Below are 26,384 nucleotides of genomic sequence, written 5' to 3'. Positions count from 1 at the left end.
CAATCCCTGCGATAATCGCGAGGCCTTTGGCCCCGTAGCTCAGTTGGATAGAGCGTCCCCCTCCTAAGGGGAAGGTCGCACGTTCGAATCGTGTCGGGGCCGTTTTGAAATTCCAGACTGTGGAGTTATCCCCCCGTGACCCATCCTGTCCTCAAAGCGCTCGGCCTCGGCGCTACCGAATCCGGCACCTACCTCGGCAACGGCGAATGGTCGAAGACCAGCGACGCCGGCGTGATCGAGCCCGTCAACCCCACCGACGGCGCCGTGCTCGCCAAGGTCCACGCGTCCTCGCAGGCCGACTACGACACCATCGTCGAGCGCGCGCAGGCCACGTTCAAGGTGTGGCGCACGACGCCGGCGCCGCGCCGCGGCGAAGCCATCCGCCTGTGCGCCGAAGCGCTGCGCGCCAACAAGGACGCGCTCGGTTCGCTGGTCGCGCTCGAAATGGGCAAGTCGAAGCCGGAAGGCGACGGCGAAGTGCAGGAGATGATCGACATCGGCGAATTCGCCGTCGGCCTCTCGCGCCAGCTCTACGGCCTGACCATGCACTCCGAGCGCCCGGGCCACCGCATGTACGAGCAGTGGCATCCGATCGGCCTCGTCGGAATCATCAGCGCGTTCAACTTCCCCGTCGCGGTGTGGGCGTGGAATGCGTTCATCGCCGCGGTGTGCGGCGACATCTCGATCTGGAAGCCCTCGCCGAAGACGCCGCTGTCGGCCATCGCGGCGATGAAGATCTGCAACGCCGCGCTCAAGCAGGGCGGCTTCCCGGACATCTTCTTCCTGTTCAACGACGCGGGCAGCGACCTGGCTTCGACCTTCGTCGACGACAAGCGCGTCGGGCTGATCTCCTTCACCGGTTCGACGAAGATCGGCCGCATGGTCGGTGAGCGCGTCGCCAAGCGCATGGGCCGTTCGCTGCTGGAACTGGGCGGCAACAACGCGATCATCGTGGACAAGTCGGCCGACCTGAAGCTCGCCATCCCCGCCATCGTGTTCGGCGCCGTCGGCACCGCGGGCCAGCGCTGCACCACGACGCGTCGCTTGTTCGTGCACGAGGCCATCCACGACGATGTCCTGTCGAAGCTGGTTGCCGCGTACAAGCAGGTCGAGAAGAAGATCGGCGACCCGACCGATCCGGCGAACCTCATGGGGCCTCTCAACAGCCGCGACGGCGTGGACGCCTACCTCGACGCGATCGCCCAGGCCAAGGCCGCGGGCGGCAAGGTCGAGACCGGCGGCGCTGCGATCGAAGGCAAGGGCAACTTCGTGCTGCCGGCCATCGTGACGGGCCTGTCGAACGATGCGGCCATCGTGCAGCACGAAACCTTCGCGCCCATCCTCTACGTCATGAAGTTCGGCAGCCTCGACGAAGCGATCGGCATGCAGAACGCCGTGCCGCAGGGCCTCTCGTCGTCGATCTTCACCCAGGACCTGAGGGCGGCCGAAGCCTTCCTCGCCGCCTCGGGCTCGGATTGCGGCATCGCCAACGTCAACATCGGCACCTCGGGTGCGGAGATCGGCGGCGCCTTCGGTGGCGAGAAGGAAACCGGCGGCGGACGCGAGTCCGGATCGGATGCCTGGCGCGCCTACATGCGCCGCCAGACCAATACGATCAACTACTCCGATGCGCTGCCGCTGGCGCAAGGCATCAAGTTCGACCTGTGACGGACCACTGACAAGGATGTACGGACTCGCCCGCCCCTTCCTCTTCGGGCTGGACGCCGAGCGCGCGCACGCGGTGACGCTGGCCGCGCTCGAGTCGGCCTACCGCACCGGCATGAACCCGCTGGTGTCGCGCGCGGTGAAGCCGCTGCCGACGCGCGCGTTCGGGCTCAACTTCCCGAACCCCGTCGGCCTGGCCGCCGGCCTGGACAAGAACGGCGCGCACATCGATGCGCTGCTGGCGCTCGGCTTCGGCTTCGTCGAAGTCGGCACCACCACGCCGCGCCCGCAGGAAGGCAACCCGAAGCCGCGCATGTTCCGGCTGCCCGAAAAGCGCGCGGTGATCAATCGCCTGGGCTTCAACAACGAAGGCGTGGATGCGCTGGTGCGCAACGTGCAGCGCGCGCGTCGCACGCACGGGCTGCTCGGCATCAACATCGGCAAGAACAAGGACACGCCGAACGAGTCGGCGGAAGTCGATTACCTGTACTGCATGGAGCGGGTGTACCCGCTTGCCGACTACATCACCGTCAACATCTCCTCGCCGAACACGGCGGGCCTGCGCGAATTGCAGGAAGAGCAGGCGCTGCGTCGCCTGGTCGGTGCGCTGCGCGAGGCGCAGGAGCGCCTGGGGTCGCAGCACGGGCGCCGCGTGCCGATGCTGGTGAAGGTCGCGCCGGACCTGTCCGACGACGATATCGACGCCGCGGGTCGCGTGCTCAGCGACCTGGAAGTCGACGGCGTGATCGCGACCAACACCACGGTCGGGCGCTTCGGGCTGGAAGGCATGAAGCATGCGGAGGAAGCGGGCGGCCTGTCCGGCGAACCGCTGATGGGCAAGTCGACGCTCGTCCTGCGCCGCCTGCGCACGCGCCTGCCGGAGCACATCCCGATGATCGGCGTGGGTGGCATCCTCTCCGGCGCCGACGCGGCGGCCAAGACCGCCGCCGGTGCGACGCTGGTGCAGATGTACACGGGCCTGGTGTATCGCGGGCCGGCGCTGATCGGCGAATGCGTGGATGCGATGCGCCGACGCAAGGAAGCGCCGAGCCGGGGGCACGTGCCGCCGCATGACTGAGTCGGGCAAGATGGCGCCTGCCATGGCGCACGGCTTCCGCATCGTCGAAAACGCAAAACTCGACGCACGCAACACCTTCGGGGTTGCGGCGCGCGCGCCGATGCTCGTCGAAGTCGCCGACGCGGCCGCGCTTCCGGAGCTGTTCGGCTACGGCATGTTGCGCGAAGGCCCCGTGCTGGTGCTCGGCGGCGGCAGCAACGTGTTGTTCGCCGGCGATCCGCAGGGCGTGGTGCTGGCCTTGGGCGCGCAAGCCATCGCGATCGTGGAAGACGATGGCGACACGGCGATCGTCCGCGCGGACGCGGGCGTGGAATGGCATGCCTTCGTGCTGTGGACGCTGGGCCACGGGCTGGCGGGGCTGGAAAACCTTTCGCTGATTCCCGGCACCGTGGGTGCCGCGCCGATCCAGAACATCGGTGCGTACGGCATCGAGGTGCGCGAATCGATCCACGCCGTCCACGCGTTCGATCGCCGCGATCGTTCCGTGGTGCGGCTCACGCCTGCCGAGTGCGCGTTTGCGTACCGTGACAGCGTGTTCAAGCATGACCCCGATCGCTACGTCGTCACTGCCGTGGACTTCCGACTTTCGCGCACCCCGCACCTGCGGCTGGATTACGCCGGCGTCGGCGACGAACTCGCCGCGATGGGCATCGAATCGCCGCGGCCTTCGCAGGTCGCCGAAGCGGTGTGCCGCATCCGCCGCCGCAAACTGCCCGACCCCGCCGTGATCGGCAACGCGGGCAGCTTCTTCAAGAATCCGATCGTGCCGGCCGCCGTGGCCGACGCACTGCATGCGGCGCATCCGAAGCTGCCGATGTTCCGCACCGGCGACGAGGCCACGCGCAAGCTCTCCGCCGCATGGCTGATCGACCAGTGCGGATGGAAGGGCCATCGCGACGGCGATGCCGGCGTGGCCGACTCGCACGCACTGGTGCTGGTCAACCACGGCCGTGCGACGGGCGCGGACCTGCTCGCGCTGGCACGACGCATCGCGGCCTCGGTGCGCGAGCGCTTCGACGTGGCCATCGAGCCCGAGCCCCGCATCGTCGGCGCCGTCTGGTGAGCGCCGGGCCGGGACAGGCGAACGCAACGAGCCACCTGGGCTCGCCCCACATGCGCGCGGCGCTGCTGATGTTGGGCAGCTCGCTCTTCTTCGGCCTGATGGCCGTCGCGATCCGTCTGGCCTCGAAGTCGCTGCACACCTTCGAGATTGCGTTCTTCCGCAACTTCTTCGGCCTGATCGCGGCCTCGCCGCTGCTGCTGAAGCATGGGACGCAGATCCTGCGCACCACCCAGTTCCCTCGCTACATCCTTCGCTGTGTCATTGGCGTGCTCGGGATGTTCTGCGGCTTCTGGGCGATCGGGCACCTGCCCCTCGCGCAGGCGATCTCCCTGTCGTATTCGACGCCGTTGTTCGTGACCATCGCGGCCGTGTGGATGCTGGGCGAACAAGTGCGCGCACGTCGCTGGGCCGCGGTGGCGATCGGCTTCGTCGGCGTGCTGATGATCGTGCGCCCCGGCAGCTCGAGCTTCACCCTCGGCACCCTGGTGGCGATCTCCGCGGCCGTCCTGAGCGCACTGGTGTCGATCCAGATCAAGCAACTCTCGCGTACCGAACCTGCTGACCGCATCGTGTTGTACACGACGATGCTGTGGGTTCCGATGTCGCTGCTGCCCGCCTTGTTCGTGTGGGAATGGCCGCACGGCATCACCTGGCTGTGGGTGGCCGCCGCCGGCACGATGGGCACGAGCGGCCACATGCTGTGGACGCGCGCCCTGAAAGTCGGCGACGTCTCCGCCCTGTCCCCCATCAGCTTCATGCAACTGCCGGTGGTGGCCGTTGCGGGCTGGCTGCTGTTCGACGAACGCCTGGACCGCTGGACCGTCCTGGGCGCCGCCATCATCTTCAGCGCGAACGCCTACATCGCGCACCGCGAAGCGCAGCTCGCACGCAGACACGCCTCACAAGCGCCCACGGAAGCCGCACAGCCGAACGAGTGAGGATTTCCGGGTGGCGTAGCCCCCTTTAGTAAAGGGGGCGCGCGTCAGCGCGGGGAATTGGCATGCAAGACTGCTTGGCCCGAAGTTTGTAAAACAAACTTCGGGTCGACGCGCGAAGCGCCGTCGAAGCACACAAACAAAAAGGCCGATGCTTTCGCATCGGCCTTTTTGTTTGTGTGGCGCGCCCGGAGAGATTCGAACTCCCGACCACCAAGTTCGTAGCCTGGTGCTCTATCCAGCTGAGCTACGGGCGCAGAAGCGGAATTATGCAGATCGCTTCGTCGCTTCGCAATACTTGTATTTCGTATTTCGAAGCGATGTGGCGGAGACTGAGGGATTCGAACCCTCGATGGAGCTTTTGACCCCATACTCCCTTAGCAGGGGAGCCCCTTCGGCCTCTCGGGCAAGTCTCCGGAGGCCGCGAAGTCTACAGACTCACGCCGAAGGCGGCAAACCTGTCTTGCCCTGGTCGCCGGGTTCCTCGCCGCGCTGGATGCGCTGGTAAATCTCTTCCCGGTGTACGGCAACGTCCTTCGGCGCAGTAATGCCGATGCGAACCTGGTTGCCCTTCACTCCCAACACCGTGACCGTCACCGAATCCCCGATCATCAGTGTTTCGCCGACTCGACGAGTCAGGATCAACATGTCGCGTCTCCTTCGCCAGCGGCCTATTCCGTCTGGTCGTTACCGCCGCACTTGCGCGCGGCGAGGCACATCCAATGTAGCGCGAAGCTGAACGATCATAAGTCGTGTGACCATGGGCCCACAACCGCAGATCGTCATGCCCTCAGTGTAGGCGCTCGGCGACCCATTCCGGAACCGCGGCGAGCGCCGCTTGCAGAGCGGGGCCATCGTCGCCGCCGCCCTGCGCGAGGTCGGGACGGCCGCCACCCTTGCCGTTGATCTGACTGGCAACGTGCGCCAGCAGTTCCCCGGCCTTCACTTTCCCGACCAGCGCACCGCTCACGCCCGCGACAAGCGCGGCCTTACCGTCCGTCGTGCCGGCGAGCACGATGACGGCATCGCCGAGTTGCTGCTTCAGGCGATCCATCGCTTCGCGCAGCGCCTTCGCGTCAAACCCTTCCAGGCGCGTGGCCAGCACCCGCGCGCCGGCCACTTCGACCGCGGCACCGGCGAGGTCGGACGTCGCGCCGGACGCAGCCTTCGCCTTCAGGGTTTCGACCTCACGCTCGAGCTTCTTCTGCCGATCCAGCAGCGCGCGCAGCTTTTCGTTCACTTCCGCTGCGCTGCCGCCGAGAAGTCGGGCGGCATCGTGCAGGCGACGCTCTTCGTCCACGACGAAGTCGAGCGCACCCTGCCCCGTCACGGCTTCGATGCGGCGCACGCCCGCGGACACGCCGCCTTCGGACACGATCTTGAACAAGCCGATGTCGCCCGTGCGCGAGACATGCGTGCCGCCGCACAACTCGGTGGAGGTGTCGCCCATGCGCAGCACGCGCACGCGCTCGCCGTACTTTTCGCCGAACAGCGCCATCGCACCGAAGTCGAGCGCTTCCTGCATGCCCATGTGGCGCACTTCGGCGACGTGGTTGTGGCGGATCTCGGCGTTGACCATGCGCTCGATCGTCGCGAGCTCCTGGTGCGTCATCGCCTGGAAGTGCGAGAAGTCGAAGCGCAGGCGATCGGGCGCGACGAGCGAGCCCTTCTGCGTCACGTGGGAACCGAGCACGGTGCGCAACGCGGCGTGCAGCAGGTGCGTGGCACTGTGGTTGAGGACGGTGGCGGCGCGGCGATCGACGTCGATCGCGCCGACGAGATGGTCGCCGACCTTCAGGGTGCCCGCGGTGAGCGTGCCGATGTGGCCATGGAACTGGCCCGCGAGCTTCTGCGTGTCGCGCACGGCGAACATCGTGCCCAGCTCCGCCAGTCGCCCGGTGTCGCCGACCTGCCCGCCGCTCTCGGCATAGAACGGCGAGCGATCGAGGATCACGACGGCTTCGTCGCCGGCGGAAATGGCATCGACAGGGCGACCATCGCGCACGATCGCCGCCACGGTGAGGCCGCCGGCTTCGCCGTGGTCGTAGCCGATGAATTCGGTGGGCTTGAGCTGCGCGATCAGTTCGCCCGGCAGCGCGAGGCCGCCGCCGAACTTGCCCGCGGCACGCGCGCGTTCGCGCTGCTGTTCCATCAGGCGTTCGTACTCGGCCATCGTTTCCGGCGCGAGCGAGGATCCCTTTTCGCGCAGGATGTCGGCGATCAGGTCGGGCGGGCAGCCATAGGTGTCGTGCAGCTGGAACAACTGCTCGCCCGTGAGCTTGCCGCCGGAGGCCTGCAGATAGCCTTCCAGGCGCATCATGCCGGCGTCCAGCGTCTGCGCGAACGCGGCTTCCTCGGCTTTCAGCGCGCGCTCGACGAGCTCGCGCTTCTGCACGAGTTCCGGATAGGCCTCGCCCATCACTTCGCACAGCGGCGCGACCATGCGCCAGAACGCACCGTCGGCCTGCAGCGCACCGAGCTTCCAGAAATGACGCACGGCGCGGCGGATGATGCGGCGGAGCACGTAACCGCGTCCTTCGTTCGACGGCAGCACGCCATCGACGATGAGGAAGCTGCACGCGCGGATGTGGTCGGCGATGACGCGCAGCGACTTGTGTTCGAGGTCCGCAGTGTCCGTGATCGACGCTGCGGCGCGGATCAGGTGCTGGAACAGATCGATCTCGTAGTTGCTGTGCACGTGCTGCAGCACGGCCGCGAGGCGCTCCAGGCCCATGCCCGTGTCGACGCACGGCGCGGGCAGCGGCACGAGCGTGCCGTCCGGCTGGCGGTCGAACTGCATGAAGACGTTGTTCCAGATTTCGATGAAGCGATCGCCGTCTTCATCCGGCGAACCCGGAGGACCGCCGGCGATGTGCGCGCCATGGTCGTAGAAGATTTCCGTGCACGGGCCGCAGGGACCGGTGTCGGCCATCTGCCAGAAATTGTCGGAGGCGAACGGCGCACCCTTGTTGTCGCCGATGCGGATGATGCGATCGGCCGGCAGGCCGACGACCTTGTGCCAGATGTCGAAGGCTTCGTCGTCGTTGTGGTAGATCGTGACGAGCAGGCGCTCGGCGGGCAGCTGCCACACCTGCGTCAGCAACTCCCACGCCCACTGGATCGCTTCGCGCTTGAAGTAATCGCCGAAGCTGAAGTTGCCCAGCATCTCGAAGAAAGTGTGGTGACGCGCGGTGTAACCGACCTGGTCGAGATCGTTGTGCTTGCCGCCGGCGCGCACGCAGCGCTGCGAACTCGTCGCGCGCGTGTAGCTGCGCTTCTCGGCGCCGAGGAAGACATCCTTGAACTGCACCATGCCGGCGTTGGTGAACAGCAAGGTCGGGTCGTTGCCGGGCACCAAGGGGCTGGACGGGACCACGGCGTGGCCCTTGGAGCGGAAGAACTCGAGGAAATCGGACCGGATCTGGTGGGTGCTGAAAAGGGTCTTGGGCGAATTCATGGGGCGACCGGAAAATGGGGGGCCGGAAAGGCGGGCCGTCAAATCGGGCGGACGCACCGCTGCCCGCGTCGCCGACGGCGGACGCGGAGCATGGCGCTCCGGAAGTCGCCAAGCGTAGCAGGCCGTCGGAAGGATCGCCCGCGCGCGCGGGAACTCGGCAGTGCGGCGGAGGCACGCGGCCTCGCGCCGATCAGTCTTCGGGGTCGAAGCGCGTCGCCGCGCGGACCTGGGCGCCGGTAAAACCACGGCGGAGCAGCCAGTCGGCGGCCTTGCGCTGCTTGTCGCGATCGGCGGCGACATCGGCGCCGAAGCGGCGGCGCACGAGGTCGCGCGCCGCTGCATCCCAATCCACTTCGGCTGCGTCGAGGGCCTGCGCCACGCCTTCGCGGTCGAGCGCATGCATGGCGAGCTCGGCGCGGATTCGGACGGGGCCATGGCCGGCGGCCACGCGGCTGCGGATGAGGCTTTCGGCGAAGCGCTGGTCGTCCTGCCAGCCTGCTGCGCTGAGCTTGTCGACGGCGGCAACGGCCGCTTCTGCTTCGACACCGCGCGCGGTGAGCTTGCGGGTCAGTTCCTTGCGGGAGTGTTCGCGACGGACCAGCAAGCCGAGGGCGCGCTGGGCCGGCGTAGGCTCCGGGCGCGGACGCCGAGATTTGCGGCCGCGCGCTTCATCCGTGCGTGTTGCATCCGGGCCGGGCGTTTCCGCCGGGCCCGGACCGTCCTCCCCGCTGCGCCATCCCATAGCCAACGGGGAGGACGCCGGTTCAGGCTTCGGTGCTTTCCGAGGCATCGCGCTTGGGTTCCTGCGGCTGCGGCGCCGGCGCGAGCTTCGCGCGCAGTTCCGCTTCCAGGCGCGCAGCCACCTGCGGGTTCTCCTTGAGGAACGTGCGGGCGTTTTCCTTGCCCTGCCCGATGCGTTCGTCGTAGGCGCTGTACCAGGCACCCGACTTCTCCACGAGCTTGGCGTTGACGCCCATCTCGATCAGCTCGCCTTCGCGGCTGATGCCTTCGCCGTAGAGGATTTCGGTGATGACCTGCTTGAACGGCGGCGCCATCTTATTCTTGACGACCTTGATGCGCGTTTCGTTGCCGATGATCTCGTCGCCCTTCTTGACCGAGCCGATGCGGCGGATGTCCAGGCGCACCGAGGCGTAGAACTTGAGCGCGTTGCCGCCCGTCGTGGTTTCCGGGCTCTGGCCCGGCATCATCACGCCGATCTTCATGCGCAGCTGGTTGATGAAGATGACCATGCAGTTGCTGCGCTTGATGTTGCCGGTGAGCTTGCGCAGCGCCTGGCTCATGAGGCGTGCCTGCAGGCCGGGGAGCTGGTCGCCCATTTCGCCTTCGATTTCCGCCTTGGGCGTGAGCGCCGCGACGGAGTCGATCACCACCATGTCCACCGCGGCGGAACGCACCAGCATGTCGGCGATTTCCAGCGCCTGCTCGCCGGTGTCGGGCTGCGAGACCAGCAGGTCGTCGATGTTGACGCCCAGCTTCTGCGCGTAGATCGGGTCGAGCGCGTGTTCGGCGTCGATGAAGGCCGCGGTGCCGCCCGCCTTCTGGCATTGCGCGATGGTCTGCAGCGTCAGCGTGGTCTTGCCCGAGGACTCAGGACCATAGATTTCGACGACACGCCCCTTGGGCAGGCCGCCGATGCCCAGCGCGATGTCGAGCATGAGCGAGCCGGTGCCGATGACCTCGGCGGGCTCCACGCTCTTGTCGCCCATCCGCATCACCGAGCCCTTGCCGAACTGCTTTTCGATCTGCCCGAGGGCGGCGGAGAGGGCGCGCTTCTTGTTCTCGTCCATGGTGGAGTCCTGAGTCTGGGATGTGTTGGGCGGCGACGTTATCGGCGCTTGTTCGCGTAGGTTGAGACGGGGCATGCGATGACCGGTTTTTTTCTTCGTGGGGAGGGTCATCGTCGGCAGGACCGGCGACCGGCGGCATCGGGCGAAGCCGGAGGGCGCTGTCGGAAAAGTGCTCGCGTTGCGTTCATCGGTTGGGCCGCACCAGGCCGCAGTAGAGGCCTTCGATCGCGAAGTCCTGGCCGGGCTGCACGTCGATGGGCGCGTAGTCCGGGTTGCGCGGCAGCAGGCGGATGCGGTCGTGGGAAATCTTGAGGAGCTTGACGGTGACTTCGTCATCGACGCGGGCGACCACGATCTGGCCCGAGCGCGCGTCGCGCGTGCGGTGCACGCCAATCAGGTCGCCGTCGAAGATGCCTTCGTCGCGCATCGAGTCGCCCTTGACCTTGAGCAGGTAGTCGGGCGCCGGCGAGAAGAACACGCGGTCGAGCAGCACGTAGCTGTCGCCGCCGACATCCGCGCCGATCGGCACGCCGGCCGCCACGCGACCGAGCACCGGCAGGCGCAATGCATCGTCATTGGCTGCTGGCGGCTGGGGCTTCGACCCACCGCCGGGATGCACGACCCGGATGCCGCGGGCCACGCCGGGGATGCGCTGGATCGCACCGGCCTGCTCGAGCGCCTCGAGGTGGTATTGCGCTGCGCGCACCCCCTTGAAGCCGCAGGCGTGGGCGATCTCCGTCTGGGACGGAGGAACCCCATCGCGCTCGATCCGCTCCGCGATGAGGGCCAGGATGGCTTGCTGCGTGTCGGTCAGGTCCATGGTTAGTAGTAATACTACTCACAGACACAAGCCGTCAACAGGTTCAGTCGAGCAGGCCCCCGAGCCCGCGCAGCGCGGCTTCCACCGTCTGCCGGCGCACGGCGTCCCGGTCGCCATCGAAATGGTGGATCTCGGCCTTCGCGTAACCCCCGCGCCGTTTCCAGGCGATCCAGACCGTGCCCACGGGTTTGTCGGTCGTGCCGCCGCCGGGGCCGGCGATGCCGGTGACCGCCACCGAGAGCGAGGCGCCCGAATGCACGAGCGCGCCCGACACCATTTCCAGCACGGTCTCGCGGCTCACCGCGCCGTGGCGTTCGAGCGTCTCGGGGCGCACGCCGAGCAGCGCCTGCTTCGCCTCGTAGCTGTAGGCGGCCAGCCCGCAGTCGAACCAGTCCGAGGAACCCGGCACGTCGGTCACTGCCTTCGCGATCCAGCCGCCGGTGCAGCTTTCGGCAGTGACCAGCATGTGGCGCGCGGCGCGCAGGCGTTCGCCGAGTTGCGCGGACAGCGCTTGCAGGGAGGAATCGTCTGGGACGCTCATGCGGATCCATGCACGGTCGGGACGCGCGTTTGTATCGCAAATCGCACCGACGCGTCGTGCGGCGCGGCTGGCATACTGCCCCGGCTCCCGACTCCTGCGCGTATCAAGTGTCCGTCCAAGATCCTGCCTCCGCGCGCAACGACGCCGCCCACACCCCGCTCATGCGCCAGTTCTTCGCCGCCAAGGCGGAGCACCCGGACGTGCTGCTGTTCTTCCGCATGGGCGATTTCTACGAGCTGTTCTACGACGATGCGCGCAAGGCCGCGCGCCTGCTCGACATCACCCTGACCCAGCGCGGCTCCTCCGCGGGCCAGCCGATCCCGATGGCGGGCGTGCCGGTGCATGCCTACGAGGGATACCTCGCGCGCCTGGTCGCGCTCGGCGAATCGGTGGCGATCTGCGAACAGATCGGCGACCCGGCGCTCGCCAAGGGGCTGGTCGAACGCAAGGTCGTCCGCATCGTCACGCCTGGCACGGTCACCGACGAAGCGCTGCTCAGCGAGCGCCGCGACACGCTGCTGCTTGCGGTCTCGCGCGACAAGCGCGGCTACGGGCTGGCGTGGATGGACTTGTCGAGCGGTCGCTTCCTCGTCAACGAAGTCGATTCCGAAGACGCGCTCGAAGCCGAACTCGCGCGCCTGGAACCGGCCGAACTCCTGCTGCCCGACGATCATGCGTGGCCCGAAGCGATCGCCGCGCGCACGGGCGCGCGCCGCCGTCCGCCCTGGTTGTTCGATGCCGACACCGGGCGTCGCCAGTTGTTGAATTTCTTCGGCGTGCACGACCTCACCGGGTTCGGCCTCGAGGATCGCCCGCGCGCGATCGCCGCCGCCGGCGCCCTGCTCGGCTACGTCGAAGAAACGCAGAAGCAGCGCCTGCCGCACGTGTCGTCGATCGCGGTGGAAGCCAGCGATGGCGCAATCGCGATGAACGCCGCCACGCGCCGCCACCTCGAACTAGACACGCGCGTGGACGGCGACGTGCGCACCACGCTGCTCGGCGTGCTCGATGCGACGATCACGCCGATGGGCGGCCGCCTGCTGCGCCGCTGGCTGCATCGCCCCTTGCGCGACCGCCGCGTCGTCGGCGAGCGCCACCACGCCGTCGCCACGCTGATCGATGCGCGCGCCGACATCGCGCTGCGCGAGACCTTCCGGGGCCTCGGCGACCTCGAACGCATCCTGACGCGCGTGGCGCTGCGCAGCGCGCGTCCGCGCGACCTGTCCACCTTGCGCGATGGCCTGGGCATGCTGCCGGGCGTGCGTGCGCACCTGGCCCCGCTGGATTCCCCGCGCCTGCAGGCCTTGTCGAACGAACTCGGCGAACACGCGGCGAACGCGCACCTGCTCGCCGCCGCCATCGTGCCGCAGCCGCCGGTGCTGGCGCGCGACGGCGGCATCTTCGCCGAAGGTTACGACGCCGAACTCGACGAACTGCGCCGCCTCTCCACGCACGCCGACCAGTTCCTCGTCGATCTCGAAGCGCGCGAACGCGCCGCCAGCGGCATCGCCACGCTGAAGGTCGGCTACAACCGCGTGCACGGCTACTTCATCGAAATCAGCAAGGGCCAGTCCGATCGCGCGCCCGCGCACTACACGCGCCGGCAGACGCTGACGGGCGCGGAGCGTTACATCACCGAGGAACTCAAGCAGTTCGAGGACAAGGTGCTGTCCGCGCGCGAGCGTTCGCTGGCGCGCGAAAAGCTGTTGTACGAAGGCCTGCTCGACGCGCTCAACCACGACCTCGAACCGCTGAAGCGCTGCGCCTCCGCGCTGTCTGAACTCGACGTCCTCGCCTGCTTCGCCGAACGCGCGCAGGCGCTGGACTGGGCGCGCCCCGAACTGCGCGACGCCCCGGGCCTGCACATCGAGCGCGGCCGCCATCCGGTGGTGGAAGCCGTGCGCACCGACCCCTTCGAGCCCAACGACCTCGTGCTCGACGAACACGTGCGCATGCGCGTGATCACCGGCCCGAACATGGGCGGCAAGTCCACCTACATGCGGCAGAACGCGCTGATCGTGCTGCTCGCGCACATCGGCAGTTTCGTGCCCGCCTCGCGCGCGCTGATCGGGCCGATCGACCGCATCCTCACGCGCATCGGCGCGGGCGACGACCTGGCGCGCGGCCAGTCGACCTTCATGGTCGAAATGGCGGAAACCAGTTACATCCTCCACCACGCGACCAACGAGTCGCTCGTGCTGATGGACGAAATCGGCCGCGGCACGTCGACCTACGATGGCCTCGCGCTTGCCGATGCCTGCGCGCGGCACCTGGCGGCGGTCAATCGCAGCTACACGCTGTTCGCCACGCACTACTTCGAACTCACCGCGCTCGCAGAACCGGGCAGCGGCATCGCCAACGTGCACCTGGATGCGGTCGAGCATGGCGACGCGCTGGTGTTCATGCATGCGGTGAAGGACGGACCGGCGAATCGCAGCTTCGGTTTGCAGGTCGCCGCGCTCGCGGGCTTGCCGAAGTCGGTCGTGCGCCAGGCGCGTGGCCGGCTGGCGGAACTCGAACAACAGGGCCGCGATGCACCGACGATGCCGATGACGCCGGAGGCGATGGAATCGCCGCAGCAGTTCGGTTTGTTCGCGCCCTCCTCCGCCGCGCTCGAAGCATTGGCGGCGATCGAGCCGGACGAACTCACGCCGCGGCAGGCGCTCGAAGCGCTCTATCGATTGAAGGGTTTGACCTGACGCGTCAGAGCGCGTCGATGTCGCCCAGCGCGCGGATCAATCGGCGCGCGCGTTTGTCGGGCTTGGTTTCGGGCGCCTGGTAACCGGCGCGCTCGGCGGCGCGGGTCGCGCGTTCGTTGGCACGACGTGCCTTCGATGCTTCGCTCTCCGCATACAAGGCCTGCGCGATCGGCGCGGGACCGCGCGTGTCGGACAAACCGCGCACTTCGATCTCGAAGCGCTCCTCGCCCCGCGCGATCACCATTGCGTCGCCCACGTGCACCGCACGCGAGGCCTTCGCACGCTGTCCGCCGATCTCCACCTTGCCGGTTTCGATCGCCTGCTTGGCCAGGCTGCGCGTCTTGAAGAAGCGCGCGGCCCACAGCCACACATCGATGCGCACGCCCGCTTGGGGCAGTGTCGCGGCGTGTGGAGTCGGTTGCGTCATGGGCGAAGTGTGCGCGTTTGCATGTCCGGAAACGCAACGACCGCCACGAGGGCGGTCGTCGTGCGCGCAACGCGTGCGCGATGTGGCGAAAGATTACTGCTGCGCAGCGGCGGCAGCGGCCGCCTTGGCCTTGGCGTTGCCGGCCAGGTCTTCCTTGATGCGCGCAGCCTTGCCTTCCAGGCCACGGAGGTAATACAGCTTGCCCGCACGCACGTCGCCGCGGCGCTTCACTTCGACCGAGTCGATGGCGGCGCTGTGGGTCTGGAACACGCGCTCGACGCCGAAGCCGTGCGAGATCTTGCGCACGGTGAAGGCCGAGTTCAGGCCCGCGTTCTTCTTGCCGATGACCACGCCTTCGTAGGCCTGGATGCGTTCGCGGTTGCCTTCCTTGACCTTGACGTTGACGACCACGGTGTCGCCGGGGCCGAAGTCGGGCAGCTTGCGCTGGATCTGGTCGGCTTCGAAATTCTGCAGCAGGGTGTTGAGCGAGGGCTTGTTCATGGGACGGCCTGTTGGAGGTGGTCGCGCCTCACGGCGGCGACGGTTGACGCGAAGCCGCGCATTCTAGCGGGCTCCGGCACGATATGGCTAGCTTTTCGTTGACGGCCGGGGGCTTACGCGTCCCCGTCCGATTCATCCAGGCCGCGGAGGTAGCGGCTGCGGAAGGTGTCGAGCAAGGCGCGGTCGGCCTTGTTCAGGCTTTTCTCGTCCATGAGGTCCGGCCGGCGGAGCCAGGTGCGGCCGAGGGATTCCATGCGCCGCCAGCGCGCGATTTCCGCATGGTTGCCCGACAACAGGACCTCGGGGACCTGCCCCAGCGCGTGTTCGACCGGCCGCGTGTAATGCGGGCAATCGAGCAGGCCGTCGGCCTCGAAGCTGTCCTGGGTGGCCGAGTCGGCGTCGTTCAGGGCGCCCTCCTGCAGACGGGCGACCGCATCCACGACCACCGCCGCCGCCAGCTCGCCGCCCGACAGGACGTAATCGCCGATCGACAGTTCCTCGTCGACTTCCGCCTCGATCAGGCGCTCGTCGATGCCCTCGTAGCGGCCGCACAGCAGGACCAGGCGTGGACGCGCGGCGAGCTCGCGGACCTTGGCCTGGGTCAGGCGCGGGCCTTGCGGGCTGAGGTAGACGACCTTCGTTTCGGCCGGATCGGCGGCGCGTGCTGCTTCGATCGCCGCGCGAAGGGGATCGATCAACATCACCATGCCGGGACCGCCGCCGAAGGGGCGGTCGTCGACGCGCCGGTAGTTGCCGGTCGCGTAATCGCGCGGGTTCCAGCCGTGCAGCGAGAGCAGGCCGCGCTCGCGCGCACGCCCGACCACGCCGAAGGCGGAGCACTGGTCGATGAATTCGGGGAACAGGCTGACGATGTCGACGCGCATCAGAAATCCGCATCCCAATCGACGGTGACCAGGCCCGCGTCGAAGTCGACCGACTTGATGTAATCGGGTTCGACGAAGGGAATCATGCGTTCGCGATCGCCCTGCGCCACGAGCACGTCGTTGGCGCCGGTGGAGAACAGGTGCGAGACGGTGCCGAAGGACACGCCTTCCAGGTTCACCACGCGCAGGCCCTCCAGGTCGACCCAGTAATACTCGCCGGGCGCCGGTGGTGGCAGTGCGGAGCGCGCGACCCAGACTTCGGTGCCGCGCATCGCGTCCGCGGAATCGCGGTCTTCGAGGTCCGACAGACGCGCGACCACGCCCTTGGCGGTGGCGCGACCGCGCGCATCGGCGCACGCGCGCTCGTGGCCCTGCGCATCGCGCAGGGTCCATGGCTGGTAACGGAAGATGCGTTCGGGCGGGTCGGTGAAGCTTTCGAGCTTCACTTCGCCCTTGATCCCGAAGGCGCCATGAAAACGCCCCAGCAGAATCGTCTTCTGTGGGGCGTCGTCGATGTCGCTCATGCGGGGATTCGCGCGTTGCGCGAATGCACCGGAATCAGGCAGCCGGAGCGGCCGAGGCGGCCTGCTTGGCGAGGTTGGCGACCTTGTCGGTCATCTGCGCACCCTTGCCGATCCAGTAGGTCAGGCGTTCGGTGTTCAGTTCCACCGACTTCTCGGCGCCCGACGCGATCGGGTTGTAGAAACCCAGGCGCTCGATGTTGCGGCCGTCGCGCGCGCTGCGGCTGTCGGTGACGATGATGTGGTAGAAGGGGCGCTTCTTCGCGCCGCCGCGGGTGAGGCGAATCTTGACCATGGTGCGGAGTTTCCTGTGTTGCCCAGTCGGCAGGGTGCCGAGGTAAGCCGGCGATTCTAAGCCATTGAATGGGCGCGAGGGAACCCGCCACCCGCCCGGCCCGCACGCCCGCCCTCGCCTACCGCCCCGCTGCGGCCGCTTCCGCGGCCCGGATCCGCTCCGGGGTCGGGGGATGGGTCGACAGATAGCCGACCACGCCACCCGGCTCGTTGCGCTGGTCCTGTTCCAGGCGGCGGAGCATGCGGGCGAAGGCCGTCGGCGCCACGCGCCGGCGCTTCAGCAGGTCGATCGCATAGGCATCGGCCTCACGTTCGTGCTCCCGCGAGAACCCGCTGTTCAGCAACGCGGCCGGCACCGCGACCGCGATCGAGGACCCCGACACGTCGCCGAACATCAGGCCCGTGGCCACGAGCACCGACGAACTCTCGATCGCCAGCCGCATGCCGTGGCGATGCACGTGGTGCCCGGCTTCGTGCGCCAGCACCGAGAGCAGTTCATCGTCGTCGTCCGCCAGCGCGACGAGCTGGTCGGTGATGTAGATGCGACCGTCCGGCAGGGCGAACGCGTTCGGCCCGATCGAGGGCGAGGCGACGAAGACGACCTGCATCTGGTCGGCGCGCGGTTCGCCGCGAACGAGGTCGGCGAAGCCCACGCGCAATCGCGCCTGGCGCTCGGCCGCGATCGCGGTCGGATGGAAGTGCGTCTTCTCGAGCATCGCGACGACCTGCGAGGTGAGGTGGTGCTCAACCGACGCAGGCATGTGTTCTGCCACGCGCGTGGCGATCCACGGCACCCCGAACTTCACGAACGCCACGGTCGCGAGCACCGTCACCGCCGCGGCCGCGACGATCGCCGTGCGCCGACGCTCCAGCCAGTCGGCGAAGGCTTCCACGCGACTCTCGCGCCTCGTGGGGAACCACGCTTCCAGCAGAGGCGAGTCCTGGCATTCGATCTGTCCGCCCCCCGCGAAACGCAGGATGCGCGGCGTCGACCCGAGCCTCGGGCTGACGGAGATCTCCGCGACCGGCCATGCTTCCGGCGGCGCGTCGTCGCTTTCGATGTGCAACGTGTGCGCCGCTTCCAGCCGCAACCGCACGGGGCGGATGCGGCTGGAGCGTCCGTCGCACCAGTGGCCGGCGAGCTCGCTCAGAAGCCGAGGTCCAGGCCGGCGTCGAGCGCGCTGACCAGCTCTTCGCCGACGGCGCTGCGCTGGCCTTCGTTGCGTGCCTCGAAGCCGTCCAGCGCATCGCGCGCCAGCAGCGTGAAATGCTCGGCGCGATAACGCGCCAGGCGCACCATCGCCCACGGCACGAGCAGGCCGACCGAGCACAGGATCGCCACGCCGTTCGACACGTAGATCCACAGCATGTCGCGCGCACGAAGCGTGGATTCGAAGCGATGCAGGTCCAGGCGTGCGTTGTTCCAGAACAGGTTCTTGTATTTGGTGCGCACGTACACGATCAGCGCGAAGAACCCGAGGTAGAACATGGCGACGCCCGCGAGCACTTCGGCGCCGGGTGCGCCCGGCTTGCCCACGCCGAACGCCGAGACGACCGCGCCGACCATCAGGCTTGCCGCCACCAACCAGGCAACGCCCAGCCCGATCGCGATGCCGTAGTACTTGTAGTAGTCCTCGCCGGGCGCGTCGAAGCGGAACCGCACGTTGCCCAACTTGTGTCCTTCGACGACGAACTCGTGCTGCCGGCGCTTGGCCATCGGGAACAACAACGAGAGCGTCACCGTCTGCAGGATCGGCCAGCCCATGAAGGGGCCGTAAGCCGCATCGAGCGACTCGTCGAAACGGAACCGGATGCCGCGCCACGCCGAGTTGCGCGCATGGAACCGCAGCCCGAGCACGATGATCATCGGCATCGCCAGGCTGATCGCCGCAAAGAGCGCGACGTAGAGCATCGGCGCGAAGCGAAAGCTCAGGCCGAGCGCGATCACCACCGCATACGCGATCAGGCGTCCGCGCAGGATCGCGATCGGCGAGGCAAGGTATTCGAAGCTCGCGCCCGCCAGCCGCGTGTGGCCGTAGAAGTAACGCTCGGTGCGGACCTTCGCCCACGCCGAATAGATGCCGAGCGTGACGATCGTCAGGATGAGATTGACGAACCAGATGCCGAAGTATTCGCCGGCCTTGCCCGTGAATTCGGGACGATGGCGCGTGACGGGCGCAGGCGACGGAAAGCCGCCCGGCGGCGCCGGAATGCCGTAATCCATGTGCAGTGATCCCCTGGAGGTGAAACCGGCTCCCCAGCCGGCCGGCCGACCTTACAGGAGTCGCGCCGACATCAACAACGGGAATTCATCGCATGGATCAGCGGAACGGCGGCATCCCGCCGCGTCCACCCATCATGCCCTTCATGCCCCGCATCAGGCCCTTCATGCCGCCCGAGCCGAGCTTGCCCATCATCTTTTCCATCTGCTGGAACTGCTTGAGCAGCTTGTTGACGTCGGCCGGTGAGGTGCCGGAGCCGCGCGCGATGCGCGCCCGGCGCGAGCCGTTGAGCAGGTGCGGGTTCTTGCGCTCGCGCGGCGTCATCGACCCGATGATCGCCATCATGCGCGGCACTTCCTTGCCGGTGACCTGGCTCTTCAGGTTCTCGGGGATCTGGCCGATGCCCGGCAGCTTGTCCATGAGCCCGTGCAGGCCGCCCATGTTCTGCATCTGCTCGAGCTGGTCGCGCATGTCCTCGAGGTTGAAGCGCTTGCCCTTGGCCACCTTCTCCGCGAGCTTGGCCGCCTTGTCCTTGTCGACCTGCTGCTCGACCTGTTCGACGAGCGAGAGCACATCGCCCATGTCGAGGATGCGGCTGGCGACGCGGTCGGGATGGAAGACATCCAGGCCATCGGGCTTCTCGCCCGTGCCCATGAACTTGATCGGCTTGCCGGTGATGTAGCGAACCGACAGCGCGGCGCCGCCGCGTGCGTCGCCGTCGGTCTTGGTGAGCACCACGCCGGTGAGCGGGAGTGCTTCGCCGAAATGCTTCGCGGTGACCGCGGCGTCCTGGCCGGTCATCGAGTCGACGACGAACAGCGTTTCGACCGGCGACACCGCGGCATGCAGCGCCTGGATCTCGCGCATCATCGCGTCGTCGATGCTGGTGCGGCCCGCGGTGTCGACGATGAGCACGTCGACGTAGGACTTGCGCGCATCGTCGATGGCGGCGCGCACGATCGCCTCGGGCTTCTGCGAGGGATCCGACGGGAAGAACAGCACGTCGACCTGCTGCGCGAGCGTCTTCAGCTGCTCGATCGCGGCGGGGCGGTACACGTCCGCCGACACCACCATGACCTTCTTCTTGCGACGTTCCTTGAGGTGCTTGGCGAGCTTGGCCACCGTGGTGGTCTTGCCCGCGCCCTGCAGGCCGGCCATCAGGACCACGGCGGGCGCCGGCACGTTGAGGTTCAGATCGCTGGTGGCCGAGCCCATCACCGTGGTGAGCTCGTCGCGCACGACCTTGATCAGCGCCTGGCCGGGCGTCAGCGACTTCAGCACTTCCTGGCCGACCGCACGCACCTTGATGCGCTCGACCAGCGCCTGCACGACCGGCAGTGCGACGTCGGCTTCCAGCAACGCGATGCGGACTTCGCGCAGGGACTCGCGGATGTTCTCTTCGCTCAGGCGACCGCGGCCGCGCAGGCGCTCGATGGTGCCGGACAGGCGCTGGGTCAGGGATTCGAACATGGGATCGGCGAGTCGAAAAACGGCCGCGAAGTATAGCCCCTCGCCCGTGGCACACTCCGCCGCATGACGCTCGCATTCATCGCCGCCCTCGCCTACCTCGTCGCCGCCGGCCTGCTCGCCCGCGGGGTCTCCCGCGATTCGCACGGCCGCGCGTGGCTCATCCCCGCCGTCATCGGTGTCGCCACGCATGCGGCCGCGCATGCCACCGCCTGGCAGGCCAGCGGCACCGCGGACATGCACTTTTTCGCCGCGCTGTCGCTGGTGAGCCTGGGCATGGCGGCGCTGACCACGTTGTACGGCGCGAACGGGCGCATGGCGGCGCTCGGCGTCCTGGTGTTCCCGATCGCGGCGATCTTCGCGCTCGCCTATGCCGCGTACGGCCACGTGCCCGCATCGCCGCTCGACTGGCGATTGCAGTTGCATGCGTGGTGCGCCTTGCTGGCCTACGCAACGCTGGGGATCGCCGCCGTGCTCGCCTTGTTCCTGTGGGCGCAGGAGCGTGCATTGCGTCGGCGCGAATTCCGCGGCTGGCTGCGCGCGTTGCCGCCGCTGACCGAACTCGAATCGCTGCTGTTCCGCACGATCGGCGTCGGCTTCGTGCTGCTCACGCTGACGCTGCTGACGGGCGTGCTGTTCGTCGAAAACCTGCTTGCCCAGCACCTGGTCCACAAGACGGTGCTGAGCATCCTGTCGTGGCTGGCCTTCGGTGCCCTGCTGCTCGGCCGCTGGCGCCGGGGCTGGCGCGGCGCGGTGGCGGTCCGCTGGACCCTCGGCGCCATGGCCCTGCTGATGCTGGCCTTCTTCGGCAGCCAGTTCGTGCTGGAGATGGTGCTCAAGCGCGTGTAGCTGAATGGGCGTCGATGCAATAGTCGCCTTCACAATACTTGCATTGACAACTATTGCGTCGGCATCCATCATGCCGGCCCATGAATACGCCTCCCGACACCCCGGCTGTCTGCAGCGGCTCCAGCCTGGGCCTGCTGTTCCGCCAGGTCCGCGACGCCATGTGGGCCCGGATGGAGCGCGAGCTCGCCGCCGCCGGCCATGAGCTCAACTTCAGCCAGTACATCACCCTGAAGACGCTCGCCTACGGCTCGTCCGGCACGACCGAACTGGCGCGCGCCGCCTACCTGCACCCCGGCGCGATGACCCGCCTGCTCGACAAGCTCGAAGAGCGAGGCCTGATCGCGCGCGATGCGGTCCCCGGCGACCGCCGTGCCGTACAGATCCGCCTCACCGACGCAGGCAATGCGCTGTGGAAGGAGATCTCTCCTTCCGCGCAGCGCGTGCACGACCAGGCGATGGCGAACCTCTCCGAAGCCGAACAGACGGAACTCACCCGCTTGCTCATGCAGGTCCGCGACAACCTCGCGGCCGAGGACTGATCGAATGCGTTTCCCCCGAATCTCCGCACTGGCGCTCGCGACGATCCTCGCCGGTTGCGCCAGTACGCACGGCCTCGCGCCTGCTTCGCAGCCGCGCGATGCGAACGCCACGCTGGCGACGAAGCAATCCTTCAAGGCCACCTCCGATGCGCAGTTCCCCACGCAGCAGTGGTGGACCGTGCTCGGCGATCCGCAACTCGACGCGCTGATCACCGAAGCGCTCGCGGGTACGCCGACGCTGGCCGCGGCCGATGCGCGCGTGCGCCAGGCCGTCGCGCAGGCGGGCATCGCCGATTCGGCACGCAAGCCATCGCTGTCCGCCACCGCGCAATACAGCGGCGTGGTGATCCCCGAAACGGTGGGCGGCCCCGACCTCGGCGGCAGCTATCTGCCCTTCACCCTGCTCGGCCTCACCTTCCATTGGAGCCTGGACCTGTGGGGTGGGCACGCCGCCGATTGGCGCGCCACGCTCGACCAGGCGCGCGCCGCGGAAATCGATGCGCAGGCCGCGCGACTCGTGCTCGCATCCAACATCGCGCAGACCTACATCGTGTTCGCACAGGCCACCGCCGCCGAAGCGACGGCGAATGCGGAATCCACGCGCGCCACCAGCCTGGCCTCGCTGTCGAAGCAACGCGTCGACGCGGGCCTGGATAACCAGTTGCAGCTGCGCAGCGCCGAAGTGACCGTCGCCGCCGCGCGCGAAGCGGCGCAGGCCGCGCGACAGCAGGCAGACCTCGCACGCAACGCGCTCGCCGCGCTGCTCGGCAAGGGCCCCGATCGCGGCCTGTCGATCCAGGCGCCGTCGGTGCTCAAGGCGCAGCCAGCCGCGGTGCCCGATGTGTTGCCGAGCGAATTGCTCGGCCATCGTCCCGACGTCGTCGCCGCGCGCTGGCGCGTGGAAGGCGCGGGCGAACGCATCCACAGCGCGAAAACCGCGTTCTATCCGAGCGTGAACCTCACCGCCCTGGTCGGCCTCGCCGCGGGCCACGCCTCCGATCTGTTCTCGAGCGACGCCTTCCTCGCCGGCGGCGGCCCTGCGCTGAGCCTGCCGATCTTCGACGGCGGCCGCCTGCGCAACCAGCTTGCGAAGACCGACGCCGAATACGACCTCGCCGTCGCCGACTACGACCAGACGCTGGTCGGTGCGGTGCATGAAGTCGCCGATGCCGTGGTCTCCGCGCGCGCACTCGATGGGCAGCTGGCGACCGCGAACGAAGGTCGCAACGCCGCGCAACGCGCGTACGAATTGTCCACCGCGCGTTATCGCGCAGGCCTGGGCACGCAGCTCGACGTCCTCGTCGCGCAGCGCGCGCTGTTCCAGGTCGACCAGACCCTCGACACGCTGCGCGCGCAACGGCTCGCCGCCACGGTGAACCTGCAGCGCGCGCTCGGTGGCGGCCTGGCCATCGCGCATCCGATCGATCTTTCGAATTCCACGACGTCCACCTCTTCCGCGAACGCCCCCACGCCATGACCACCGCCATCAATCCCAACGCCGCCCCCGCCCCCGCGCCGAAGGCGGTGAACAAGCGCAAGCGCGCACTGACGATCCTCGCGCTCGTCGTCGTCGTGGCAGCCATCGCCTGGACGCTGTGGTACCTGCTCGTCGCGCGCTGGCACGAATCCACCGACGACGCCTACGTGCAGGGCAACGTCGTGGCGATCACGCCGCAGACGGCCGGCACCGTCGTGAGCATCGGCGCCGACGACGGCATGAAGGTCGTCGCAGGCCAGGTGCTCGTGCAGCTGGATCCGAACGACGCACGCGTGGCCTACGAACAGGCCGCGGCCAACCTCGCCAACACCGTGCGCCAGGTGCGCGGCCTGTACAGCGCGGTCGACCAGAACCACGCGGAAATCGCGGCACGCCGCGTCGCCGTCGACAAGGCGCGCGACGACGTGAAGCGCCGCAGCGGCCTGGTCGCCACCGGCGCGGTCTCCGCGGAAGAACTCGCGCATGCGCAGGACGAACTGACCGCCGCGGAAGCCGCGCTCGCCAGCGCCGGCGAGAACCTCTCGCGCAACCGCGCGCTCGTCGATGCAACCACGATCCAGGACCAGCCGCAGGTCGCCGCCGCCGCAGCGCAGGTGCGCGCGGCCTACCTCAACCTGCAGCGCATGTCGATCGTCGCGCCGGTCAGCGGTTACGTGGCCAAGCGCAGCGTGCAACTCGGCCAGCGCGTGCAGCCGGGCACCACGCTGATGACGGTCGTGCCGCTCGAACAGGTGTGGGTGGAAGCCAACTTCAAGGAAACGCAGCTGGCGAAGATGCGCATCGGCCAGCCGGTCGAACTGCACTCCGACCTGTACGGCAAGGACGTGCGCTACGACGGCAAGCTGGTGAGCCTGGGCCTGGGCACCGGTAGCGCGTTCGCGCTGCTGCCCGCGCAGAACGCCAGCGGCAACTGGATCAAGATCGTGCAGCGCGTGCCAGTGCGCATCTCCGTCGACACCGCGCAACTGAAGGACCATCCGCTGCGCCTGGGCCTGTCGATGCACACCGACGTGAACATCCGCGACCAGGACGGTGCGCTGCTCGCCGCCGCGCCGCCGGCCAAGCCGCTGCTCACCACCGACGCCTACGCCAGGCAACTCGCCGAAGCCGAAGCACGCATCGACCAGATCGTGCGCGACAACCTCGGCCACCGCGGCTGATCGAACGAAGGCCCGATGTCCGCCACGACCGCCAACGCGGGCGCCCTGCCCCAGGCAGGGTTCCGCCCGCCCAACATTCCGCTGACGACGCTGGGCCTGGCGCTCGCGTCGTTCATGCAGGTGCTCGACCTGACGATCGCGAACGTCTCGTTGCCGACGATTTCCGGCAACCTCGGCGGCAGCGCGAACCAGGCGACGTGGGTGATCACCTCCTTCGCGGTGAGCAACGCGATCGCGTTGCCGCTCACCGGGTGGCTCACGCGCCACTTCGGCGAGCGCAAGTTGTTCGTGTGGGCCACGGCCTTGTTTGTCGTTGCGTCCTTGCTGTGCGGCCTGGCCAACAGCATGGGCCTGCTCGTCGCGGCGCGTGCGCTGCAGGGCTTCGTCGCCGGCCCGATGTACCCGATCACGCAGGCGCTGCTGATCTCGATCTATCCCGCGCACAAACGCGGGCAAGCCATCGCCCTGCTCGCGATGGTCACGGTCGTGGCGCCCATCGCGGGTCCGATCCTCGGTGGCTGGATCACCGACAACTATTCGTGGGAATGGATCTTCTTCATCAACGTGCCGATCGGACTGTTCGCTTCGTTCGTGGTCGGCCGGCAGCTGAAGGGGCGCCCGGAACGGCTCGAGAAGCCGAAGATGGATTACGTCGGGCTCGTCACGCTCGTGCTCGGCGTAGGCGCGCTGCAGATCCTGCTCGACCTGGGCAACGACGAAGACTGGTTCCGTTCGAACCTGATCGTCGCGCTCGCCATCCTCTCGAGCATCTCGCTCATCGTGTTCGTGATCTGGGAGATGACGGACAAGGATCCGATCGTCAACCTGCGCCTGTTCCGCCACCGCAACTTCACCGCGGGGACGATCGCGATGGTCGTGGCCTACGCGGCCTTCTTCAGCGTCGGCATCCTCGTGCCGCTGTGGTTGCAGCGCAACCTGGGGTTCACGCCGATCTGGGCGGGCTTCGCGACGGCGCCGATCGGCATCCTGCCCGTGTTGCTCACGCCCTTCGTGGGCAGGTATGCGCACAAGTTCGACCTGCGCGCGCTGGCGAGCGTGGCCTTCATCGCGATGTCGCTGACGAGTTTCGCGCGCGCGGGCTTCAACCTCGACGTGGACTTCAGGCACATCGCGCTGGTGCAGCTGTTCCAGGGCTTCGGCGTGGCGCTGTTCTTCATGCCGGTGCTGCAGATCCTGCTGTCGGACCTGCAACCACACGAGATCGCGGCGGGCTCGGGGCTGGCCACGTTCATGCGAACGCTGGGCGGCAGCTTCGCCGCATCGCTCACCACGTATGCGTGGACCGAACGCGGCGCGGTGCACCACGCGCACATGACGGAAAAGCTGTCGGCCTACGATCCGGACACGATGCAGACCGCATTGATGCTCGGCAACGGCGACCTGCAACGCGGTGCGGCGGTGCTGGAACGGATGATCTCCAACCAGGCGGCGCAGATCGGCTTCAACGAGATCTTCCACCTGCTCGGCATCATCTTCCTGTGCGTCATCGCGTTCGTCTGGATCGCGAAGCCGCCGTTCCAGGCGAAGGCCGGCCCGGAAGCCGCCGGCGGGCACTGACCTCCACCAGCAGGCGCGCGATCACGCTCGCAAGTTCTTCCGCGCGGTAGGGCTTGGTCACGTAGCCCGCCGCGCCCTGGCGGTATCCCCAGAACGCATCGCTGCGCTGGTCGCGGCTGGTGACCATGACGACGGGGATGTCGCACAGCTCAGGATCGTTGCGGAGGCGCCGCGTGACCGCGTAACCGTCCTCGCCGCCGGCCAGGACAAGATCCATCAGCACCAGGTCGGGGGGCGCGGACCGACACAGGTCGAACGCGCTGTTGCCATCCGTGGCGACCAGGGGCGAATGCCCGAGCAGTCGCACGGCTTCGACGGCGCGCGTGCGGTCGAGCAGGGAGTCGTCGACGATCAGGATGTGGGCCATGGTGCGCAGGT

At 68.0% G+C, this 26,384-nt stretch carries 24 protein-coding genes, 3 tRNA genes and 1 pseudogene; 11 read left to right on the top strand and 17 right to left on the bottom strand.

What is annotated here, in order from left to right; translation table 11 throughout:
- The first annotated feature begins 28 nt into the window (after positions 1-28).
- The 5 genes from LVB87_RS10445 (at position 29) to LVB87_RS10425 (ending at position 4,744) form a co-directional block, all read left to right on the top strand.
- Positions 29-102 (top strand) — tRNA-Arg (locus LVB87_RS10445).
- Positions 103-135: 33 nt separating this feature from the next.
- Complete coding sequence (locus LVB87_RS10440) at positions 136-1,668, top strand: aldehyde dehydrogenase family protein (RefSeq protein WP_232897906.1); 1,533 nt, start codon at positions 136-138, stop codon at positions 1,666-1,668.
- Positions 1,669-1,684: 16 nt separating this feature from the next.
- A complete protein-coding gene (locus LVB87_RS10435) occupies positions 1,685-2,743 on the top strand; it encodes a quinone-dependent dihydroorotate dehydrogenase (protein WP_232897905.1) in 1,059 nt (352 codons plus the stop codon).
- 22 nt (positions 2,744-2,765) lie between these two features.
- Positions 2,766-3,806, top strand: coding sequence for a UDP-N-acetylmuramate dehydrogenase (gene murB / locus LVB87_RS10430; RefSeq protein WP_232900537.1), 1,041 nt, complete (start codon positions 2,766-2,768; stop codon positions 3,804-3,806).
- A 50-nt stretch (positions 3,807-3,856) separates the two neighbouring features.
- Positions 3,857-4,744: a DMT family transporter gene (locus tag LVB87_RS10425; RefSeq protein WP_232897904.1), complete on the top strand. Its 888-nt coding sequence runs from the start codon at positions 3,857-3,859 to the stop codon at positions 4,742-4,744.
- Between the two features lie 177 nt (positions 4,745-4,921).
- Here LVB87_RS10425 and LVB87_RS10420 read toward each other — a convergent pair.
- From LVB87_RS10420 to LVB87_RS10385, 8 genes and pseudogenes are all read right to left on the bottom strand, one after another.
- Positions 4,922-4,998: transfer RNA gene (locus tag LVB87_RS10420), tRNA-Arg, on the bottom strand.
- A 66-nt stretch (positions 4,999-5,064) separates the two neighbouring features.
- Positions 5,065-5,157, bottom strand: a tRNA-Ser gene (locus LVB87_RS10415).
- A gap of 22 nt (positions 5,158-5,179) precedes the next feature.
- Positions 5,180-5,389: a carbon storage regulator CsrA gene (gene csrA, locus LVB87_RS10410; protein WP_232897903.1), complete on the bottom strand. Its 210-nt coding sequence runs from the start codon at positions 5,387-5,389 to the stop codon at positions 5,180-5,182.
- A gap of 142 nt (positions 5,390-5,531) precedes the next feature.
- Positions 5,532-8,198, bottom strand: coding sequence for an alanine--tRNA ligase (gene alaS / locus LVB87_RS10405; RefSeq protein ID WP_232897902.1), 2,667 nt, complete (start codon positions 8,196-8,198; stop codon positions 5,532-5,534).
- 190 nt (positions 8,199-8,388) lie between these two features.
- Positions 8,389-8,859: pseudogene (gene recX, locus LVB87_RS10400) on the bottom strand (recombination regulator RecX); the annotation flags it as partial.
- A 103-nt stretch (positions 8,860-8,962) separates the two neighbouring features.
- Positions 8,963-10,006 carry a recombinase RecA gene (gene recA / locus LVB87_RS10395; protein ID WP_232897901.1) on the bottom strand — a complete coding sequence of 348 codons (1,044 nt, stop codon included), beginning with the start codon at positions 10,004-10,006 and terminating at the stop codon, positions 8,963-8,965.
- Between the two features lie 184 nt (positions 10,007-10,190).
- Entirely contained in the window at positions 10,191-10,826 is a 636-nt protein-coding gene (lexA, locus tag LVB87_RS10390) for a transcriptional repressor LexA (RefSeq protein ID WP_232897900.1), read from the bottom strand.
- A 43-nt stretch (positions 10,827-10,869) separates the two neighbouring features.
- A complete protein-coding gene (locus tag LVB87_RS10385; RefSeq protein WP_232897899.1) occupies positions 10,870-11,367 on the bottom strand; it encodes a CinA family protein in 498 nt (165 codons plus the stop codon).
- A gap of 161 nt (positions 11,368-11,528) precedes the next feature.
- Here LVB87_RS10385 and mutS point away from each other — a divergent pair, with 161 nt between their 5' ends.
- Positions 11,529-14,066, top strand: coding sequence for a DNA mismatch repair protein MutS (gene mutS, locus LVB87_RS10380; protein ID WP_232897898.1), 2,538 nt, complete (start codon positions 11,529-11,531; stop codon positions 14,064-14,066).
- Between the two features lie 4 nt (positions 14,067-14,070).
- On the opposite strand, the gene LVB87_RS10375 is transcribed toward mutS, so the two are convergent.
- The 8 genes from LVB87_RS10375 to ffh form a co-directional block, all read right to left on the bottom strand.
- The gene (locus tag LVB87_RS10375; protein WP_232897897.1) at positions 14,071-14,493 is read right to left on the bottom strand and encodes an RNA-binding S4 domain-containing protein; all 423 of its coding nucleotides are present in this window, start codon (positions 14,491-14,493) and stop codon (positions 14,071-14,073) included.
- Between the two features lie 93 nt (positions 14,494-14,586).
- Positions 14,587-14,994 carry a 50S ribosomal protein L19 gene (gene rplS / locus LVB87_RS10370; protein WP_232897896.1) on the bottom strand — a complete coding sequence of 136 codons (408 nt, stop codon included), beginning with the start codon at positions 14,992-14,994 and terminating at the stop codon, positions 14,587-14,589.
- A 113-nt stretch (positions 14,995-15,107) separates the two neighbouring features.
- A complete protein-coding gene (gene trmD / locus LVB87_RS10365) occupies positions 15,108-15,878 on the bottom strand; it encodes a tRNA (guanosine(37)-N1)-methyltransferase TrmD (RefSeq protein ID WP_232897895.1) in 771 nt (256 codons plus the stop codon).
- Positions 15,878-16,402 carry a ribosome maturation factor RimM gene (rimM, locus tag LVB87_RS10360; RefSeq protein ID WP_232897894.1) on the bottom strand — a complete coding sequence of 175 codons (525 nt, stop codon included), beginning with the start codon at positions 16,400-16,402 and terminating at the stop codon, positions 15,878-15,880. The genes trmD and rimM overlap by 1 nt, the downstream gene beginning before the upstream one ends.
- A 34-nt stretch (positions 16,403-16,436) precedes the next feature.
- On the bottom strand, positions 16,437-16,694 hold the full coding sequence (gene rpsP, locus LVB87_RS10355; protein ID WP_232897893.1) for a 30S ribosomal protein S16: 258 nt from the start codon (positions 16,692-16,694) through the stop codon (positions 16,437-16,439).
- A gap of 118 nt (positions 16,695-16,812) precedes the next feature.
- Positions 16,813-17,790: a M48 family metallopeptidase gene (locus LVB87_RS10350; RefSeq protein ID WP_232897892.1), complete on the bottom strand. Its 978-nt coding sequence runs from the start codon at positions 17,788-17,790 to the stop codon at positions 16,813-16,815.
- A 50-nt stretch (positions 17,791-17,840) separates the two neighbouring features.
- Positions 17,841-18,917: a YjgN family protein gene (locus LVB87_RS10345; RefSeq protein ID WP_232897891.1), complete on the bottom strand. Its 1,077-nt coding sequence runs from the start codon at positions 18,915-18,917 to the stop codon at positions 17,841-17,843.
- Between the two features lie 97 nt (positions 18,918-19,014).
- Positions 19,015-20,385, bottom strand: a complete 1,371-nt coding sequence (ffh, locus tag LVB87_RS10340; protein WP_232897890.1) for a signal recognition particle protein — start codon at positions 20,383-20,385, stop codon at positions 19,015-19,017.
- Positions 20,386-20,448: 63 nt separating this feature from the next.
- Here ffh and ccsA point away from each other — a divergent pair, with 63 nt between their 5' ends.
- The 5 genes from ccsA to LVB87_RS10315 all read left to right on the top strand — a co-directional run bounded on the left by ccsA (position 20,449) and on the right by LVB87_RS10315 (position 26,006).
- Entirely contained in the window at positions 20,449-21,231 is a 783-nt protein-coding gene (gene ccsA, locus LVB87_RS10335; RefSeq protein ID WP_232897889.1) for a cytochrome c biogenesis protein CcsA, read from the top strand.
- Positions 21,232-21,311: 80 nt separating this feature from the next.
- A complete protein-coding gene (locus LVB87_RS10330; RefSeq protein ID WP_232897888.1) occupies positions 21,312-21,770 on the top strand; it encodes a MarR family transcriptional regulator in 459 nt (152 codons plus the stop codon).
- A 4-nt stretch (positions 21,771-21,774) separates the two neighbouring features.
- Complete coding sequence (locus tag LVB87_RS10325; protein WP_232897887.1) at positions 21,775-23,247, top strand: efflux transporter outer membrane subunit; 1,473 nt, start codon at positions 21,775-21,777, stop codon at positions 23,245-23,247.
- A complete protein-coding gene (locus LVB87_RS10320) occupies positions 23,244-24,428 on the top strand; it encodes an efflux RND transporter periplasmic adaptor subunit (RefSeq protein ID WP_232897886.1) in 1,185 nt (394 codons plus the stop codon). Before LVB87_RS10325 ends, LVB87_RS10320 begins: the two co-directional genes overlap by 4 nt.
- Before the next feature lie 15 nt (positions 24,429-24,443).
- Positions 24,444-26,006 carry a DHA2 family efflux MFS transporter permease subunit gene (locus tag LVB87_RS10315; protein WP_232897885.1) on the top strand — a complete coding sequence of 521 codons (1,563 nt, stop codon included), beginning with the start codon at positions 24,444-24,446 and terminating at the stop codon, positions 26,004-26,006.
- Here LVB87_RS10315 and LVB87_RS10310 read toward each other — a convergent pair.
- Complete coding sequence (locus tag LVB87_RS10310; protein ID WP_232897884.1) at positions 25,933-26,373, bottom strand: response regulator; 441 nt, start codon at positions 26,371-26,373, stop codon at positions 25,933-25,935. The genes LVB87_RS10315 and LVB87_RS10310 overlap by 74 nt on opposite strands.
- Between the last annotated feature and the right edge of the window lie 11 nt (positions 26,374-26,384).

The organism is Lysobacter sp. KIS68-7 (assembly GCF_021284745.1).
GTDB lineage: Bacteria > Pseudomonadota > Gammaproteobacteria > Xanthomonadales > Xanthomonadaceae > Noviluteimonas.
This window is presented reverse-complemented; position numbering and strand designations above follow the sequence as displayed.